The organism is Kocuria sp. UCD-OTCP (genome assembly GCF_000349605.1).
Taxonomy (GTDB): Bacteria; Actinomycetota; Actinomycetes; order Actinomycetales; family Micrococcaceae; genus Kocuria; species Kocuria rosea.
This window is the reverse complement of the sequence record NZ_AOSQ01000018.1, coordinates 103,740-120,537: the sequence shown is the minus strand read 5'-3', so window position 1 is coordinate 120,537 and position 16,798 is coordinate 103,740. Positions and strand designations below refer to the sequence as shown.

Annotated in this window: 16 protein-coding genes and 1 pseudogene; 2 read left to right on the top strand and 15 right to left on the bottom strand. The window is 74.9% G+C overall.

Going from position 1 to position 16,798, the window contains the following annotated elements; all coding sequences use genetic code 11:
- Positions 1–9: 9 nt before the first annotated feature.
- The 15 genes and pseudogenes from H488_RS37895 to H488_RS25800 form a co-directional block, all read right to left on the bottom strand.
- On the bottom strand, positions 10–168 hold the full coding sequence (locus H488_RS37895; RefSeq protein WP_237740431.1) for a hypothetical protein: 159 nt from the start codon (positions 166–168) through the stop codon (positions 10–12).
- A 25-nt stretch (positions 169–193) separates the two neighbouring features.
- A pseudogene (locus H488_RS37890) lies at positions 194–604 on the bottom strand (Asp/Glu/hydantoin racemase); the annotation flags it as partial.
- A 278-nt stretch (positions 605–882) separates the two neighbouring features.
- The gene (locus H488_RS25860) at positions 883–1,302 is read right to left on the bottom strand and encodes a DUF3151 domain-containing protein (protein ID WP_017833053.1); all 420 of its coding nucleotides are present in this window, start codon (positions 1,300–1,302) and stop codon (positions 883–885) included.
- A gap of 120 nt (positions 1,303–1,422) precedes the next feature.
- Entirely contained in the window at positions 1,423–2,445 is a 1,023-nt protein-coding gene (fbaA, locus tag H488_RS25855) for a class II fructose-bisphosphate aldolase (RefSeq protein WP_017833052.1), read from the bottom strand.
- A gap of 98 nt (positions 2,446–2,543) precedes the next feature.
- Positions 2,544–3,197, bottom strand: coding sequence for a TrmH family RNA methyltransferase (locus tag H488_RS25850; RefSeq protein ID WP_017833051.1), 654 nt, complete (start codon positions 3,195–3,197; stop codon positions 2,544–2,546).
- On the bottom strand, positions 3,190–3,771 hold the full coding sequence (gene pyrE, locus H488_RS25845) for an orotate phosphoribosyltransferase (protein ID WP_017833050.1): 582 nt from the start codon (positions 3,769–3,771) through the stop codon (positions 3,190–3,192). The genes H488_RS25850 and pyrE overlap by 8 nt, the downstream gene beginning before the upstream one ends.
- A 25-nt stretch (positions 3,772–3,796) precedes the next feature.
- On the bottom strand, positions 3,797–4,555 hold the full coding sequence (locus H488_RS25840) for an SDR family NAD(P)-dependent oxidoreductase (protein WP_017833049.1): 759 nt from the start codon (positions 4,553–4,555) through the stop codon (positions 3,797–3,799).
- A 65-nt stretch (positions 4,556–4,620) separates the two neighbouring features.
- Positions 4,621–5,829 carry an acyl-CoA dehydrogenase family protein gene (locus H488_RS25835; protein WP_017833048.1) on the bottom strand — a complete coding sequence of 403 codons (1,209 nt, stop codon included), beginning with the start codon at positions 5,827–5,829 and terminating at the stop codon, positions 4,621–4,623.
- A gap of 124 nt (positions 5,830–5,953) precedes the next feature.
- Positions 5,954–6,592 carry a sulfate/molybdate ABC transporter ATP-binding protein gene (locus H488_RS25830; protein ID WP_237740430.1) on the bottom strand — a complete coding sequence of 213 codons (639 nt, stop codon included), beginning with the start codon at positions 6,590–6,592 and terminating at the stop codon, positions 5,954–5,956.
- A 29-nt stretch (positions 6,593–6,621) separates the two neighbouring features.
- The gene (locus H488_RS25825) at positions 6,622–7,428 is read right to left on the bottom strand and encodes an ABC transporter permease (protein WP_017833046.1); all 807 of its coding nucleotides are present in this window, start codon (positions 7,426–7,428) and stop codon (positions 6,622–6,624) included.
- The gene (modA, locus tag H488_RS25820) at positions 7,425–8,183 is read right to left on the bottom strand and encodes a molybdate ABC transporter substrate-binding protein (protein WP_017833045.1); all 759 of its coding nucleotides are present in this window, start codon (positions 8,181–8,183) and stop codon (positions 7,425–7,427) included. Before modA ends, H488_RS25825 begins: the two co-directional genes overlap by 4 nt.
- Before the next feature lie 7 nt (positions 8,184–8,190).
- Positions 8,191–8,589 (bottom strand): TOBE domain-containing protein, encoded by a 399-nt coding sequence (locus H488_RS25815; protein WP_017833044.1) that lies wholly within the window; start codon positions 8,587–8,589, stop codon positions 8,191–8,193.
- A 61-nt stretch (positions 8,590–8,650) separates the two neighbouring features.
- Entirely contained in the window at positions 8,651–10,456 is a 1,806-nt protein-coding gene (gene recQ / locus H488_RS25810) for a DNA helicase RecQ (RefSeq protein ID WP_017833043.1), read from the bottom strand.
- The gene (locus tag H488_RS25805; protein ID WP_017833042.1) at positions 10,453–12,807 is read right to left on the bottom strand and encodes a glycoside hydrolase family 65 protein; all 2,355 of its coding nucleotides are present in this window, start codon (positions 12,805–12,807) and stop codon (positions 10,453–10,455) included. Before H488_RS25805 ends, recQ begins: the two co-directional genes overlap by 4 nt.
- A 50-nt stretch (positions 12,808–12,857) precedes the next feature.
- The gene (locus H488_RS25800) at positions 12,858–13,721 is read right to left on the bottom strand and encodes an enoyl-CoA hydratase (RefSeq protein ID WP_017833041.1); all 864 of its coding nucleotides are present in this window, start codon (positions 13,719–13,721) and stop codon (positions 12,858–12,860) included.
- A gap of 153 nt (positions 13,722–13,874) precedes the next feature.
- Here H488_RS25800 and nadE point away from each other — a divergent pair, with 153 nt between their 5' ends.
- Both nadE and H488_RS38340 read left to right on the top strand, forming a co-directional pair.
- On the top strand, positions 13,875–14,699 hold the full coding sequence (nadE, locus tag H488_RS25795) for an ammonia-dependent NAD(+) synthetase (protein ID WP_031282799.1): 825 nt from the start codon (positions 13,875–13,877) through the stop codon (positions 14,697–14,699).
- 115 nt (positions 14,700–14,814) lie between these two features.
- On the top strand, positions 14,815–16,677 hold the full coding sequence (locus tag H488_RS38340) for an HNH endonuclease signature motif containing protein (protein ID WP_017833039.1): 1,863 nt from the start codon (positions 14,815–14,817) through the stop codon (positions 16,675–16,677).
- The last annotated feature ends 121 nt before the right edge of the window (positions 16,678–16,798 follow it).

The following is a 16,798-nucleotide window of genomic DNA, read 5'->3' as shown; positions in this document are numbered from 1 at the left end:
CCGGCCGGCTCAGCGCAGCTCGGCCTCGCGGGACGGCAGGGCGCACAGGCGCTGCCCCGGGCCCTCCGGGGTCAGACCCAGCCGGCGCAGGCCCGCCCACAGCGTGACCTGGTTGGCGGTCAGCACCGGCTTGCCCAGCTCCTTGCTCGAGGGGCGCGATGAGGTCATAGGTGGGCAGGTTGGTGCAGGCCACGAAGACGGCCCGGGCCTCCTGCCGGTCCGCCCGGCGGACGAGGTCCGCCGTCACGGCGTAGGGGACGTGCCAGATGAGCCGGTCCAGCCCCAGGCCCGCGCAGGCGACGACGTCCCTGCCGTCCTCCGCGAGGAAGTCCTCCAGCCGCTGCGTGAGCCGCTCGACGTAGGGGGTGGCGATCGCGAGGGCGGTCGTGCCCAGGGCGTCGAGCGCCTCGAGCAGCGCCTCGGAGGTGGTGAGGGCCGGGACACCGGTCTCCTCGGCGATCGTCCGGGAGATCCGCCGGGCCCCCCGCCGGCCGTGCACGAAGCTGCCGGACGTGCAGGCGTAGACCACGGCCTCCGGGCCCACGGCCGCCAGGGAGCGGGCCGCCGCCCTGATCTCGGCGTCGTCGCCGATCCGCGCGGCCATGAGCTCGTCCACGACCAGGGGGTGGTACGGCGTGCGCGCCACCGCGAGGGACGTCGTCGCGGGCATCCACCGCCACATCTCCCGGTCGAGGGCCATGTCGTAGGGATTCACCACGCCGAGCACGCGCTGGACGCCGGGGCCCTCCGGGACGGGCGTCTGCGGGGCGGCCATGCCTCCATGCTGGCACCGCTCCGGCCGGCCGACAACGGTCGTGACCGGACACGACGAGGGCCCGGGAGCCGTCCTCCGACGTCCCCCGGGCCCTGGCGACCGCCGGGTCAGCGCTGCAGCTGCTCCGCGGCGGTGGGATCCGAGTCGTTGAGGAACTTCTGGATCCGCTCGGCCTCGTCGAACTCGCCGATGGCCGCGGCGGCCCGGCCCAGGGCCGCGAGCGCCCGCAGGAAGCCGCGGTTGGGCTCGTGGGAGAACGGGACGGGCCCGTGGCCCTTCCACCCGTGGCCGCGCAGGGCATCGAGGCCGCGGTGGTAGCCCACGCGGGCGAAGGCGTAGCCCTCGAGGACGCGGCCCTCGGCGAGGGCGTCCTCGGCGCACATGGCCCACGCGAGGGAGGCCTTCGGGAAGCGCGCGGCGAGGTCCTCCGCCTCGTCGCCCGCCTCGATGCGCTCGACCAGGCCCGGGTCCTCGGTGAGGTAGGTGGGCTCGGGGCCGCCGAGCAGGTTCTTGCCGGTGAGGCTCATGAGGGACGGGGTCCTTTCGATGCGCGGGACTGCGGGGCGTGCAGGACGGGCGCGGGAACGACGGCGGCGCCCCGCTCGGGCAGGACGCCGCCGTCGTGCTCCGCGGCCGCGGAGGGGCGGCTACTTGACGGAGGTCCCGGCGGAGCCGAGGTTCTGGCAGGCCTCGACCACGCGGGCGGCCATGGACTCCTCGGCCAGGGCCCCCCACACGCGCGGGTCGTACTTCTTCTTGTTGCCGACCTCGCCGTCGATCTTCAGGACGCCGTCGTAGTTGGCGAACATGAACCCGGCGATGGGGCGGGTGAAGGCGTACTGGGTGTCGGTGTCCACGTTCATCTTGACCACGCCGTAGGAGACGGCGTCGGCGATCTCCCGCGCGGAGGAGCCGGAGCCGCCGTGGAAGACGAGGTCGAACGGGCGGTCCTGGCCGAGCTTCTTGCCGACCTCCGCCTGGATCTGCTGCAGCAGCTCGGGGCGCAGCTTGACCCCGCCGGGCTTGTACACGCCGTGCACGTTGCCGAAGGTCAGGGCGGTGAGGTAGCGGCCGTTCTCGCCGGCGCCGAGGGCCTCGACCGTGGCGAGACCGTCCTCGACGGTGGAGTACAGCTTCTCGTTGATCTCGTTCTCGACGCCGTCCTCCTCGCCGCCGACCGCGCCGATCTCGACCTCCAGGATGATCTTGGCCTTGTTCGTGCGGGCCAGCAGGTCCTGGGCGATCCGGAGGTTCTCGTCGAGCTCGATGGCGGAGCCGTCCCACATGTGGGACTGGAAGATCGGGTCCTCGCCGCGGGCCACGGCCTTCTCCGAGGCCTCCAGCAGCGGCAGCACGAAGCCCTCGAGCTTGTCCTGCGGGCAGTGGTCGGTGTGCAGGGCGATGTTGACGTCGTAGTTCTTCGCGACCTCGCGGGCGAAGGCGGCCATCGCGAGCGAGCCGTTGACCATGTCCTTGACGGAGGCCCCGGACCAGTAGGCGGCGCCGCCGGTGGAGGCCTGGATGATGCCGTCCGAGCCGGCCTCGGCGAAGCCGCGGATGGCGGCGTTGAGGGTCTGGGAGGAGGTGACGTTGATCGCCGGGTAGGCGAAACCCTTCTCCTTGGCCCGGTCGATCATCTCGGCGTAGACATCAGGGGTTGCGATGGGCATGCTGGCTCCTTCGGTTCGGGTGTGGCCTGGCTCCCACTCTAGCCAAAGCCGCGCCGCGGGACGACGGGGGACGGCGGGTGGACGCGGCGGGTCGCCCGTCAGGCGACCGGCTGGCCGAAGACGTGGCGCCGGATCCAGGCGTGCATCGCCACCGCGGCCGCCGCGGAGGCGTTGATGGAGCGGGTCGAGCCGAACTGGGCGATCGACAGGGTGGCCCCGGCCGCGGCGTGCATCTCGGGGCTCAGCCCCGGCCCCTCCTGGCCGAGCACCAGCACGCAGCGCTCGGGCAGGTCATAGGTCTCGAGCCGCTGCGAGTCGGGGAAGTTGTCGATCCCGATCACGGGCAGGCCCTCGGCGTCCGCCCAGGCGGCGAACTCCTCGACGCTCGCGTGGTGGCGCAGGTGCTGGTACCGGTCGGTGACCATCGCGCCCCTGCGGTTCCAGCGCCGTCTGCCGATGATGTGCACCTCCCGGGCGAGGAACGCGTTGGCGGTGCGCACCACCGAGCCGATGTTCAGGTCGTGCTGCCAGTTCTCGACCGCCACGTGGAACCCGTGCCGGCGGGTGTCCAGATCGGCCACGATCGCGTCCATCGTCCAGTACCGGTAGGCGTCCACGACGTTGCGCCGGTCCCCGTGCTCGAGCAGCTCCGGGTCCCACTGTTCCCCCTCGGGCCACGGGCCCGCCCAGGGGCCGACGCCCACCGCGGCCGCCGGTCCCGCGGTGCCGTTCTCGTCGGCGGGGTCAGTCAAGCCCGAGCTCGTCCTTCGTGAAGGCGTAGAGGCACGGCACACCCGCCGTCTCCTCGATGCGCTCCTTGGCGCCGGTCCGCCGGTCCACGATGATCGCCACGGCCACCACGTTGGCGCCGGCCCGCTGCAGGGCCTCCACCGCGGTGAGCGCGGACCCACCGGTCGTGGAGGTGTCCTCCACGACGACGACGTCGCGGCCCTGCACCGGGGGGCCCTCGACCTGGCGGCCCATCCCGTAGCTCTTCTGGGCCTTGCGGACCACGAACGTGTCGACGGCCCGGCCCTGGTCCCCCGCCGTGCGCATGATCGCGTGGCCCACGGGGTCCGCCCCCATGGTCAGCCCGCCCACGGCGGCGCAGGAGATCCCGGCCTCGTCGAGCAGCGCCAGCATCACCTGGCCCACGTAGCGGGACGCCTCGTGGTGGAGGGTCACGCGGCGCAGGTCCACGTAGTAGTCGGCCTCGATGCCGCTGGCGAGCGTGACCCGGCCCCGCACCACGGCGAGGTCGATGATCAGCTGGCGGAGGCGGTCGCGGGCCGTCGCGAGGTCGACGGGCGAGAAGTCGGTGGTCATGGGCCCCAGTCTATGGGGCGGTCTCTCAGCGGGGCGCCATGCGCAGCGCCCCGTCCATCCGGACGGTGGTGCCGTTGAGGTAGTCGTTGTCGAGGAACGCCGCCACGAGCTGGGCGAACTCCCCGGGCCGGCCGAGCCGGCGCGGGAACGGCACACCCGCCGCGAGCGCGGCCCGGAACTCCTCGCCCACCGCCGCGAGCATGGGCGTCTCGATCACGCCGGGGGCGATGGTGTTCACCCGGATGCCGGCGCTCGCGAGGTCCCGGGCCGCGGTGATGCCCAGGCTGTGCACCCCGCCCTTCGACGCCGCGTAGGCGGCCTGCCCCACCTGCCCCTCGAACGCGGCGACGGAGGCCGTGTTGACGACCAGCCCGCGCTGGCCGTCGTCGTCGACGGGGTCGGTGGCGGCGATCCGCTCCGCGGCCAGGGCGAGGACCGTGAAGGTGCCGAGGAGGTTCACGCGCAGCACGGTCTCGAACAGGTCGAGGTCGTGCACCCCCTTCTTCCCCAGCACCCGGGCCGAGGGGCCGATGCCGGCGCAGTTGACCACGGTGCGCAGGGGCCCGGCGCCGGCCGCGGCCGCCACGGCCCCGCGCACCTGCTCCCGGTCGGTGACGTCGGCGGGCACGCGGGTGACGCCGGGGACGTCGGGGGCGTTCTCGAGCGCGGCCGGGAGGTCCACGCCGAAGACCCGCACGCCGCGCCCGGCGAGCATCGCGGCGGTGGCCGCGCCGAGGCCCGAGGCGGCGCCGGTGACGAGGGCGGAGGTGTCGGTGACGTCCATGCGGGGTCCTTTCGGAAGGGGCTGCTCGGGGCGGTGGGGGGCGGACGGTGGTGCGGGGACCCGGCTCAGACGAACGCGGAGACGCCGGTGACGGCGCGGCCCACGATGAGGGCGTTGATCTCGTAGGTGCCCTCGTAGGTGTAGAGGATCTCGACGTCGTTGAAGAGCTTGGCCATCTCGTGGTCGGTGACCACGCCGTTGCCGCCGAGCAGGTTCCGGCCCAGGGCCGCGGACTCGCGGGCCAGGGACGTGGTGGTGGCCTTGGCCAGCGCGGCGTGGGGCATGTCGAAGCCCCCGTCCTCCTGGAGCCGGGCGATCTGGGCCATGAGGCCCAGGGCGGCCGTGGCGTTGCCGAGGATCCGGGCGAGGGGCTCCTGGACGAGCTGGAACTTCGCGAGCGGGCGGCCGAACTGCCGCCGGGTCAGGGCGTAGTCGCGGGCGACGTCGAAGATCGCGAGCTGGACCCCGGCGCTCTGCCAGCCCACCCAGGCGCGGGAGTTGCGCAGCATCACGTTGGCCGCGGCGAAGTCCTGCGCCCCGGGCAGGGCGTTGGTCGCCGGGATCCGGACCTCGTCCAGGACGATGTCGGCGTTCTGCATGATCCGCAGCCCGATCTTGTGCTCGATCTTCGTGGCGGACCAGCCGGGCCGGTCGGTCTCCACGAGGAAGCCCTTGACCTTCCCGTCGGCGGTGTCCCGGGCCCAGACGATCGCGACGTCGGCGATCGTGCCGGCGCCGATCCAGCGCTTGGTCCCGGTGAGCACCCACTCGTCCCCGTCCCGGGTCGCGGTGGTGGCCAGGCCGCCGGCGATGTCGGAGCCGTGCTCGGGCTCGGTGAGGGCGAAGGCGCCGAGAGCCCGGAAGCGGCGCAGGTCGGGCAGCCAGCGGTTCTTCTGCTCCTCCGAGCCCAGCGCGGCGATCAGGTCGACGATGAGCTCGTTGTGGATCCCCACGAGGGCGCTCAGCGACACGTCGGCCCGGGCGACCTCGGCGTAGGCCAGGCCCCGGAACAGCCGGCTCGCCCCGGAGAGCTCGAGCTCCCCCAGCCCGTGGGCGGCCAGCGCCGGGAGCAGGTGGGACGGGAACTCCTCGCGGTTCCAGTAGGGCGTGACCACGGGGCGGACCTGCTCCTGGAGGAAGGTGTGCAGGTCGGCCAGCCGGGCGCGCTCCTCCGGGGGGAGCAGGGCGGCGAAGCAGAAGAGGTCGGCGTCCGGGAAGGGGATGCCGGGGTGCTGCTCCACGGACGGGGATTCGCCGCGCAGGACGGGAGTCATGGGTGGTCCTCTCGTCGGCCCGTCACGACGGGGTGGGTCGTGTGAGCCGGGTCATACGAAAACGGTGGTGGTCCCGATCGTACTGCGCGGACCGGGGAGGCGCCGGAGCGCTCCGGCGCGGTGCTCAGCCCGCCGCGACCCGGCCGTGCTCGAGCACCACGACGTGCTCGGCGAGGGCGGCGGCGTCCCCGGGGTCGTGGCTGATGACCAGGGCCGTGCGCCCCGCCAGGACCCGGACGAGGAGTTCGCGGACGAGGGGCCGGGCGGCCGCGTCCAGGGCGGAGAACGGCTCGTCCAGCAGCAGCAGCCGCGGCTCGGCCGCGAGGGCCCGGGCGATCGCCACGCGCTGCGCCTGGCCGCCGGAGAGCTGGGCCGGGCGGCGGTCGGCGAACTGCTCGGCGCCCACCTCGGCGAGCCAGTGCCGGGCGGCGGCCCGCGACCGGGCGCGGCCCGCCCCGCGGCTGCGCGGGCCGAAGGCCACGTTCTCGAGCACGCTCAGGTGCGGGAACAGCAGCGGCTCCTGCGCCATGAGCGCGATGCCGCGCTCGTGCGGGGGCACCCAGCGCCCGCGCCCGGTGGCGTCGAGGTCGAAGAGCACGGTCCCCTCGAGGGTGCACCGGCCGGTGTCCGGCACGAGCAGCCCGGCGAGGACGGCGAAGAGAGTGGACTTCCCCGCGCCGTTGTGGCCGGTCACCGCCACGGTGGCCCCCGGGGGGACGCTCAGCGAGAGGTCCACGTCCCGGGCGGCCAGCCGGGCGGTCACGGACAGCCCCTCCGTCGTCGCCGTCCCGGTCACCGCCGGCCCGCCGTCCGGCGCACGGGGGCGGAGAGCCCCACGACGAGGACCGCCACGACCACGAGCACGAGCGAGAGGGCGACGGCGGCGTCCGGGTCCGTCTCCCGCAGCAGGTAGATCTCCAGGGGCAGGGTCCGGGTGGTCCCCTGCAGGCTGCCGGCGAAGGTCAGGGTGGCGCCGAACTCGCCCAGGCAGCGGGCGAAGGAGAGCACCGCGCCGGAGGCCAGTCCCGGCAGCACCAGCGGGAGGGTGACCCGGCGCAGCACGGTGGTGGGCCGGGCGCCGAGCGTGGCCGCGACCTCCTCGTAGCCCGCCGCCGCGCTGCGCAGCGCCCCCTCGAGGCTGACCACGAGGAACGGCAGCGCCACGAACGTCTGGGCGAGCACCACGGCCACGGTGGTGAAGGCGATGCTGATCCCCGCCAGCTCGAGGTGGCGCCCCACGAGCCCGTGGCGCCCGAAGGTGTGGAGCAGGGCGATCCCGCCGACCACGGGCGGCAGCACGAGCGGCAGCAGCACCAGTGCCCGCAGCAGCCGCGCCCCGGGCAGCCGGGCGCGGGCCAGCACCAGGGCCAGCGGGGTGCCCAGGAGCACGCACAGCGCGGTGGAGACGGTCGCGGTGCGCAGGCTCAGCCACAGCGCGGTGCGGGAGGACTCGGAGGTGATCAGCCCGAGGAAGCCGCCCCCGTCCACCCGGGCGAGCATCCCGAGGACCGGCAGGACCACCACCAGGGCGCCCAGGGCCGCCGGGATCCACACCCAGCCGGGGACGGTGCTGAACCCGCGGGGAAGACGCCGGGTCACGGCGCCCCGAACCCCGCCCCGGCCAGGACCTCCCGGCCGCGGTCGCCGGCGACGAGCTCGGTGAACTGCCGGGCGAGCTCCGGCTCGTCGGAGTCCGCGAGCGCGGCGACGGGGGAACGGGTGACGGCCTGCGCCGCCTGCGGGACCTCGACGACCTCGACCGCGTCCCCGGCCGAGCGTGCGTCCGTGGCGTAGACCAGGCCGGCGTCCGCCTGGCCCGAGACGACCTTGCCGAGCACGTCCGTCACGGAGCCCTCCTCGCTCACCGGGCTCAGCCGCACGCCCGAGGCATCCTGGGCCCGCTCGCCGGCGGCGCCGCACGGCACCTGCGGGGCGCACACCACGACCTGCACGCCCGGCTCCGCCAGGTCCCGGAAGGACGCGACGCCGGCGGGGTTGCCGGCGGGCACGACCACGGTCAGGACGTTGGTCGCGAAGACCTCGGGCTCGCCGTCGACGAGGCCGGCCGCCACGGCCCCGGCCATGCTCCGCTCGTCCGCGGTGGCGAGGACGTCGGCGGGCGCCCCCTCCGTGAGCTGCTGGACCAGGGTGGAGGACCCGGCGAAGCTCAGGGACACCTCGATCCCCGGGTGCTGCGCCTCGAACTGCTCGGCGAGCTCGGTGAAGGTGCCGGTGAGGGAGGCGGCGGCGTGGACGTCGAGAACGGTCGCGGGGTCCCCGCCGGCCCCGCACCCGGTGGCGCCGAGGCCGAGGGCGGCGAGGAGGACGGCCGCGGCGGGGGCCCTGGTGCGCACCGCCGCCTCACGCCCCGGGGGTCTCGACGACGACACTGGTCGACTTGACGACGGCCGTGGCCACGCGGCCGGGCTCCAGGCCCAGGTCCCGGACGGCCTCGGTGCTCATGAGCGAGACCACCCGGTGCGGGCCGCACTGCAGCTCCACCTGGGACATCACGGTGTCCGAGACGACCTCGGTGACCAGTCCCACGAACCGGTTGCGCGCCGAGCTGGCGACGTGCGCGGGGTCCTCGGGCCGGACGGCGCGCTCCTTGAGCAGGCGGGCCAGCTCCAGTCCGTCCACCACGGTCTGGCCGGTCGCGCTCCGGGTGCTGTGCAGCGCGCCCTGGTCGATCCAGCGCCGGACGGTGTCGTCGCTGACGCCGAGGAAGCGGGCGGCCTCGGCGATCCTGAGCTCGGTCATGGCGCCATGCTATCCGCATCTACGGTCATTCGTCCGGCACGGCATCCGCAGGTGCGGATCATCAGGCGTCGGCGACGACCTGGCGGACGGCCTCGCCGTAGCGCTCGAGCTTGGCGTCGCCGACACCGGAGATGCCGCGCAGCTCCCCCAGCGAGCTCGGCCGGGCCTGGGCGATCGCGGCGAGGGTCGCGTCGTTGAAGACGACGTACGCGGGCACGCCCTGCTCCTTGGCCACGGCGGAGCGCCAGGCCCGCAGCTGCTGGAAGAGCTCCTGCTGGGGCTGGTCGAGGACCGGCGGCGCGGCGGCGGTCCTCGGCGTGCGGACGGTCCTGGCCCGCTCCGGCTCGCGCCGCAGGCGCACCTCCCGCTGCCCGCGCAGCACCTCCCCGGCGGCCTCGGTGAGCGCCAGGACGCCGTACTCGCCCTGCACCTGGAGCAGGCCCTGGGCGAGCAGCTGGCGCACCACCCCGCGCCACTCCTGGTCGCTCAGCTCGGTGCCGATGCCGAACGTGGTGAGCTCGGTGTGGCGCATCCGCACCACCCGCTCGGTCTCCCGGCCGAGCAGGATGTCCACCAGGTGCCCGGCGCCGAACTGCTGGCCCCGCTCCCGCTGCAGCCGCACGATCGTGGACATGAGCTTCTGCGCCGGGACCGTGCCGTCGAAGGCCTCGGGCGGGTCCAGGCACGTGTCGCAGTTGCCGCACGGCTCGCTCGCCTCGCCGAAGTAGCGCAGCAGCTGCCGGCGGCGGCACTGCACCGTCTCGCACAGCGCGAGCATCGCGTCCAGGTGCAGCGTCTGGGCGCGCTTGCGCTGCCGGTCCCCCTCGCCGTCCTCGATCATCCGGCGCTGCTGGACGACGTCCTGCAGCCCGTAGGCCAGCCACGCCGTCGACGGCAGCCCGTCGCGCCCGGCGCGCCCGGTCTCCTGGTAGTAGCCCTCGACGCTCTTGGGCAGGTCGAGGTGGGCGACGAAGCGCACGTCGGGCTTGTCGATCCCCATGCCGAAGGCGATGGTCGCGACCATGACGACGCCGTCCTCGCGCAGGAAGCGGGTCTGGTGCTGCGAGCGCACCTCGGCGGGCAGGCCGGCGTGGTACGGCAGCGCGGTGACGCCCTGGCCGGCCAGCCACTCCGCGGTGCGCTCGACCGAGGCGCGGCTGAGGCAGTAGACGATGCCGGCCTCGCCGTCGTGCTCGGTCCGGATGAGCTGGAGCAGCTGCCGGCGGGCGTCCTTCTTGGGCCCGACCCGGTACTGGATGTTGGGCCGGTCGAAGCTGGAGACGAAGACCCGGGCGTCGTCCAGGCGGAGGTTGCGGACGATCTCCTCGCGCGTCTCCGCGGTCGCGGTGGCGGTGAGGGCGATGCGCGGGACCCCGGGCCAGCGGTCGTGGAGGATCGTCAGCCCGAGGTAGTCGGGGCGGAAGTCGTGGCCCCACTGGGCCACGCAGTGCGCCTCGTCGACGGCGAAGAGCGCGATGCGGGCGCGGTCGAGCAGGTCCGCCGCGACCGGGAGGCGCTCGGGAGCGAGGTAGAGCAGGTCGAGCTCGCCGGCCAGGAGTCGACGCTCCACGTCGCGGCGCTCCTCGAGGGTCTGGGTGGAGTTGAGGTACGCGGCGCGCACGCCGACCTGCTCGAGGGCGTCGACCTGGTCGTGCATGAGCGCGATGAGCGGGCTGATGACCACCCCGGTGCCCTCCCGGACGAGCGCCGGGATCTGGTAGCACAGGCTCTTGCCGCCGCCGGTGGGCATGAGCACGAGGGCGTCCTCGCCGCCGGTGACCGCGTCGATGATCTCGGCCTGCTGCCCGCGGAAGGCGTCGTAGCCCCAGACGCGGGTGAGCACCTCGAGGGGCGCGGGGCGCGTCACGGCGTGCGGGGGGCGCGCGGGGCGCGTCCCGGGGGCTGGTGCGGGGCGGGGGTGGGCGGGTGCGGCGTGTGCAGCGGCGCGGTCGCGGGGCGCTCGGCCGTGACGGCCAGGGCCTCGCCGTCGATCTGCAGCGCCACCTCGCCGGCGTCCCCGTCCAGGACCCGCACGGTCGTGCCCGAGCGGGTGATCTCCACGCCGAGCCGGCGGCCGTGCCACCGGAGGCGGAAGGCGATCCGGTGCAGGCGCTCCGGGAGCCGGGGGGCCAGGCGCAGCTCGCCCCCGTCCGTGTCCAGTCCCCCGAACCCGCAGACCACGGCCAGCCACGACCCGGCGGCGGAGGCCAGGTGCAGGCCCTGCTCGGCGTCCTGCTGGATGTCCCGCAGGTCCACGAGGGCGGACTCGCGCAGGTGCTCGAGGGCGAGGTCCAGGTGGCCCACGCGGGCGCAGACCACGGCCTGCACGCAGGCCGAGAGGGACGAGTCGCGGACGGTGCGCTGCTCGTAGTAGTCCAGGTCCCGGGCGGTCTGCTCCGGGGTGAACGCCTCGGCGCACCACCACAGGGCGAGGACCAGGTCCGCCTGCTTGACGATCTGGCGGCGGTAGATCTTGGCGTAGTGGAAGTGCTCCTCCACGGGGTAGCCGTCGCGCTTGGCCTCGAAGTCCCACTCGCGGTAGGTCGTGAACCCCTCGTTGGAGGGGTGCACGCCGCGCACGGCGTCGTAGGGGATGTGGATCGCGTCCGCCAGGGCCCGCCACCGCTGGAGCTCGTCCGCCGTCACGGAGAGCCGCCCCACGTGCTCGGGGTGCTCCTCGCACGCGTCGGCGGCCGCCCGGAGGTTGCGCCGGGCCATGAGGTTGGTGAAGACGTTGTCGTCCACCACGCCGGTGTACTCGTCCGGCCCGGTCATGCCGAGGAGGTGGATGCCGCCCTCGTGGTCCTCGTGCACCATGGCCGCCCACACGCGCGCCGTCTCCACCAGGACGTCGACCCCGCCGACCTCGGTGAGGTCCTCGCCGGTGGCGTCGGCCCACCAGCGGAAGGCCCGCGCGATGTCGGCGTTGACGTGCATGGCCGCGGTGCTGGCCGGCCAGTACGCCGACGTCTCGTGCCCGTCGATGGTGCGCCACGGGAAGGAGGCGCCGCCCAGGTCCAGGACCTGCGCCCGCTCCCGGGCCCGGTCCAGGGTCGAGGAGCGCCACTGCAGGAGCCGGGCGGCGTCCCGGGGGCGCAGCAGCGCCAGGGCCGGCAGCACGAAGCCCTCGATGTCCCAGAAGGTGTGCCCGCTGTACCCGCCGCCGGTCAGCCCCTTCGCCCCGACCGGGGCGCGGCTGACGCAGGCCGCCGCCTGCAGGAGCTGGAACAGGTCGAAGCGGATCGCCAGCTGCAGCTCGGGGTCGCTGTCGATCTCCACCTCGGCGCTGTCCCAGTACTCGTCCAGCTCCGCCCGCTGGTCGGCGAGCAGCCCGTCCCAGCCGCGCCGCCGCGCCCCGGTCATCGCGGCGAGCACCTGCTCCCGCAGGTCGGCCGAGGGGTCCGCGTCCGAGGACGCGTGGCAGAGGTACTTGACGAACCCCACCCGCTGCCCGGGCCGGAGGTCGGTCACGAGGGTGGTGACCACCTGGTCGTCGTCGCACTGCGTGCTCACGGCGCCGCCGGCCGGCATGTCGACCTCGTGCTCGACCGCCGCGGCCACCCCGATCTCGCTCCCGTGGGTGCGGTGGACCAGGACGCCGCCGGTCTCGTGGCAGCGGCTGAGGCAGGCGCGGAACGGCTGCTCCAGGACCGCGGCCACGCGCGGGTCCTCGTTCTCCACCTTGGGCGGGGTGCCGTTGACGACCAGGTCGGAGCGCAGCACCGCCTGGACCGTGCGGTCCAGCGCCTCGACCTCGTAGCGGATCGCCGTGACGGAGCGCTGGGTCAGCGAGACCAGGCGGGTGGACGTCAGGCGCATCCGGGCGCCGCGCGGGGTGACCCACTCCGTCTCGCGGCGCAGCGTGCCCGCGCGCAGGTCGAGCACGCGGTCGTGCTGCTCCGGCGGGGACTCCCGGACGTCCAGCGGCACCCCGTCCACCTGCAGGCGCACGGTGCTCCCGTCGGCCACGCCGATGATGGCCTGCCCGTGCTCCGGGTGCCCGTAGCCGCCCTCGGGGTAGGACAGCGGGTGGTACTCGTAGACCCCGGCCAGGAAGGTCCCGCGGGAGGCGCTGGGCTGCGCCTCGTCCAGCGTGCCCCGGATCCCGACGTACCCGTTGGACAGGGCGAAGACGGACTCCAGGGCGCCGTGCGCGCCGGGGTCGAGGGCGGACTCGCGGACCTGCCAGGCGGAGGCATCGTTCGACGGTTGAGGCATGGCACCACGTTAGCTCCCGCGGCCGGGCGGCACCCGGCCGCGGCGGGGGTTCAGCGGTGCGTGAACCGCGGCTCGCGCTTCTCCGCGAACGCGGCCATGCCCTCCTTCTGGTCCTCGGTGGCGAACAGCGCGTGGAAGAGCCGCCGCTCGAGGTGCACGCCCTGCGCGAGGGTGGTCTCGAACGCGGTGTCCACGGCTTCCTTGGCCGCGAGGACCGAGGGCAGGGACTTCGCCGCGATGGTCCCGGCGACGTCCAGGGCCTCCGCCAGCAGGTCCGCCGCGGGCACCACGCGGGAGACGAGACCCGCCCGCTCCGCCTCCGCGGCGTCGAGGTGCCGGCCGGTGAGGACCATGTCCATGGCCTTGGCCTTGCCCACCGCACGGGCCAGGCGCTGGGAGCCGCCCATCCCGGGGATCACCCCGAGGTTGATCTCGGGCTGCCCGAAGCGGGCCGTGTCCGCGGCGATCAGCAGGTCGCACATCATCGCGAGCTCGCACCCCCCGCCCAGGGCGTAGCCCGAGACCGCGGCGACCACGGGGGTGCGCACCCGGGTGAAGGCATCCCAGCCCGCGAACCAGTCCGCGAGGTACATCTCCGGGGCGCTGCGCCCCGCCATCTCCTTGATGTCGGCGCCGGCGGCGAAGGCCTTCTCCGAGCCGGTGAGGACGATCGCCCCGATCCCCGGGTCGGTGTCCAGGGCGGTGGACGCGGCGACGACCTCCCGCAGGGTCGCGGCGTCGAGGGCGTTGAGCGCCCGCGGCCGGTTCAGGGTGATGATCCCGACCCTCCCGCGGGTCTCGACCAGGATGTTCTCGTACGTGCTCCCCGAGGCGTTCCGTGAGGTGTTCCCGGAGGTGTTCCCAGGGGTGTCCTCGGCGGTGTTCCGGCGGTCGGTCCCGTGCTGCTCGCTCATGCTGCGCTCCTGGTTCGCTCGGTCGGTCGGATCCGGTGCTCCCGGGGGCGGCTCCGGTGCGGGGGCATGGCCCGCATCCTACGCAAGGGCCCCGCCGTTCCGGGACCGTGTTCCCCTTGCCCGCCCGGGCGCGGCCCGCACTAGCATGGGCCCATGCGGACACTGCAGGCAGCAATCATCGAAGAGATGGGCGTGAAGCCCGAGATCGACCCCGAGGAGGAGATCGAGGCGCGCGTCGGCTTCCTCTGCGACTACCTGCGGGCCAGCGGCACGAAGGGCTTCGTGCTCGGCATCAGCGGGGGCCTCGACTCCACGCTGGCCGGCCGGCTCGCCCAGCTGGCGGTCGAGCGGGTGCGCGCCGAGGGCGGCGAGGCGGAGTTCGTGGGCGTGCGCCTGCCCCACCGGAAGCAGCACGACGAGGAGGACGCCCAGGCGGCCCTGCGCTTCGTCGCCGCCGACCGCACCATCACCTACGACATCGCCCCGGCGGTGGACGGCTTCGAGCACGGCTTCGAGGGCGCCACGGACCGGGAGATCTCCGACTTCAACAAGGGCAACATCAAGGCCCGGATGCGGATGATCGCGCAGTACGCGATCGCCGGGGAGCACAACTACCTGGTGATCGGCACCGACCACGGCGCCGAGTCCGTGACCGGGTTCTTCACCAAGTACGGCGACGGCGGGGCGGACGTGCTGCCGCTGTTCGGGCTCGACAAGCGGCAGAACCGGCTCCTCGCGAAGACCCTCGGCGCCGAGGAGCGGCTGTGGGCGAAGGCCCCCACCGCCGACCTGCTCGACGACGCCCCGGGCCAGACCGACGAGGCCGAGCTCGGGCTGTCCTACGACGACATCGACGACTACCTCGAGGGCCGCGAGGTCGCCGACGCCGTGGCCGAGCAGATCGAGCACCGCTGGCGCATCACCCGGCACAAGCGCACGACCCCCGCCACGATCCTCGACGACTGGTGGCGCTCCTGACGCCCGGAGCACCCGCACCACCACGGAGCCGCGCACCCCGATCGGGGTGCGCGGCTCCGTCGTCGTCGGGGCCCCCACGGCTTAGCGAGTCTGAGGTGCTGGGGAGAATGGTTCCATGACGGCGACGGCGCAGCGGCGGACCCGGACCCCGGTGGCCGGGGAGGAGTCTCCGGCGCGGCCGGTGCTCGCCGAGGCGGCCGGGCACGGACCCCGCAGCGTCGCGGCGCACGACACCGCGGGGCAGGACGCTCCGGGGCGTGCCTCCGTGGTGCAGGCCATGAAGGTGCAGGACGCCGTGGCGCAGGTGGCTCAGGGGCGGGACGCTCAGGTGCAGGGTGCTCAGGGGCCTGCCGCCGAGGTGCGGGCTGCCGCGGCGGGTCCGGTGGAGGCCGCGGCGGCGGAGGCGCGGGCGGTGGGCGCGCAAGTGCGCTGCATCCACCGGTTGTGGCTGGCCGGGCAGGCGGCGCGCACGGCGGCCCGGTTCCAGGCGATGGCGCAGGCCGAGGCCGAGATCGCCGCCGGCGGGTTCCTCCGCCCGGACCCGCTGAGCCCGCTGGCCGAGGCGGAGCACCAGCTGCTCGTGGACGTCGCGGCCGAGGTCGGTCCGGCCCTGCGGCTGCCGGCGGGCACGGCCCGGCGGCGGGTGGAGGACGCCGTGCTGCTGGCCGAGATGCTCCCGGAGGTCCTCACCGCCCTGGAGGAGGGCCGGATCGGCTCGCCCCAGGCCGCGGTGCTGGTCGATCAGTGGCGTGAGCTGATCACCCAGGCCCCGACCTGGGCCCCCGGCCGGTGCGACCCGCCGCCGGTGGCGGCCGTCGGCCGGCTGATCGCCGAGCTGCTGGACCGGGCCCCGCACGCCACCGCCGCGCAGCTGCGCGCGACCGCCCGCACCCGGCGGGCCGTGCTCGTGGCCGGCGCCGAGGAACGCGCCCGCCGCGCCGCGCGCAGGGCCCGGGCGGTGTGGGTGGAGCCGGCCGCCGACGGCACGGCCTGGCTGCACGCCCTGCTGGAGGCCCCGGTGGCCCTGGCCGTGCACGACCGGCTCGAGGACCTGGCCCGGCTGCTGGGCCAGGACGTCCCGGACCCCGCACGATCGGGGCGGCCGGGACCGCAGGATCAGGAAGAGTCCGTGCCGCGCTCGGTGTCGGAGCTGCGGGCCGACGTGCTGGCGGACCTGCTGCTGGACGGGGTCCTGCCGGAGAAGCCGGGCTTTCCGCGCGGAGTGCGGGCCCGGGTGAGCGTGCTGGTCCCGGTCTCGGTGCTGACGTGCGCCGGCACGGCCGGGGGCGAGTCGGCCGGGGACGGGGTTCCGGTGCTGTCGGGCTACGGGCCCATCAGCGCGGAGGTGGCCCGTCAGCTGGCCGCCGGGGCCGGGGCGTGGCACCGGGTGCTGACCCACCCCGTGACCGGAGTGGTCCTCGACCACGACCGGACCGTCTACGCCGTGCCCCGGGACCTGCGCCGGCTGGTCGAGCTGCGCGACGGGACCTGTCGCTTCCCCGGGTGCCGGCGCCGGTCCGAGGCCTGCGATCTCGACCACACGGTGGCCTGGGCCCGGGGCGGGCCCACGGCCGAGCACAACCTGGCCGCCCTGTGCCGCCACCACCACCGGGTCAAGCACCGCCACGGCCACCTCGGGGCCTGGTCGGTGCGGCGGATCACCCCCGGCCCGCACGACGGCACCGCCCCGGGCACGGACGGCAGCCCGCCCGGAGGAACGGCCGGGGGCGCGGCCGGGCACGCCGCGGTCCTGGAGTGGACCTCACCGGGCGGGCTCGTGCACCGCACCGCACCCGAGCACACGGCTGCCCGCCCCGAACCCGAGCACACCGCTGCCGGCACCGCACCCGACTGCCGGAGCGCCCCGGCCACCGGCCGGCCGCCCGGCAACCCTCCGCCCGTGGGTCCGGCCGCTGATCCTCCGCCCGGCGGCCTCCGGCTCGACGACCTCCCGCCCGATGACCCCCCGCCGTTCTGAGACCGGCGAGCCCGCGGCCTCCTGGGCCCGGCTCCCCGAGGCCGGTGTCGTGGTGAGGTGGTCCGGACCGGCCGCGCGAGCGCGCCTGTTGCCCACGGCCGGGAACGACCCGCAGCCGTTT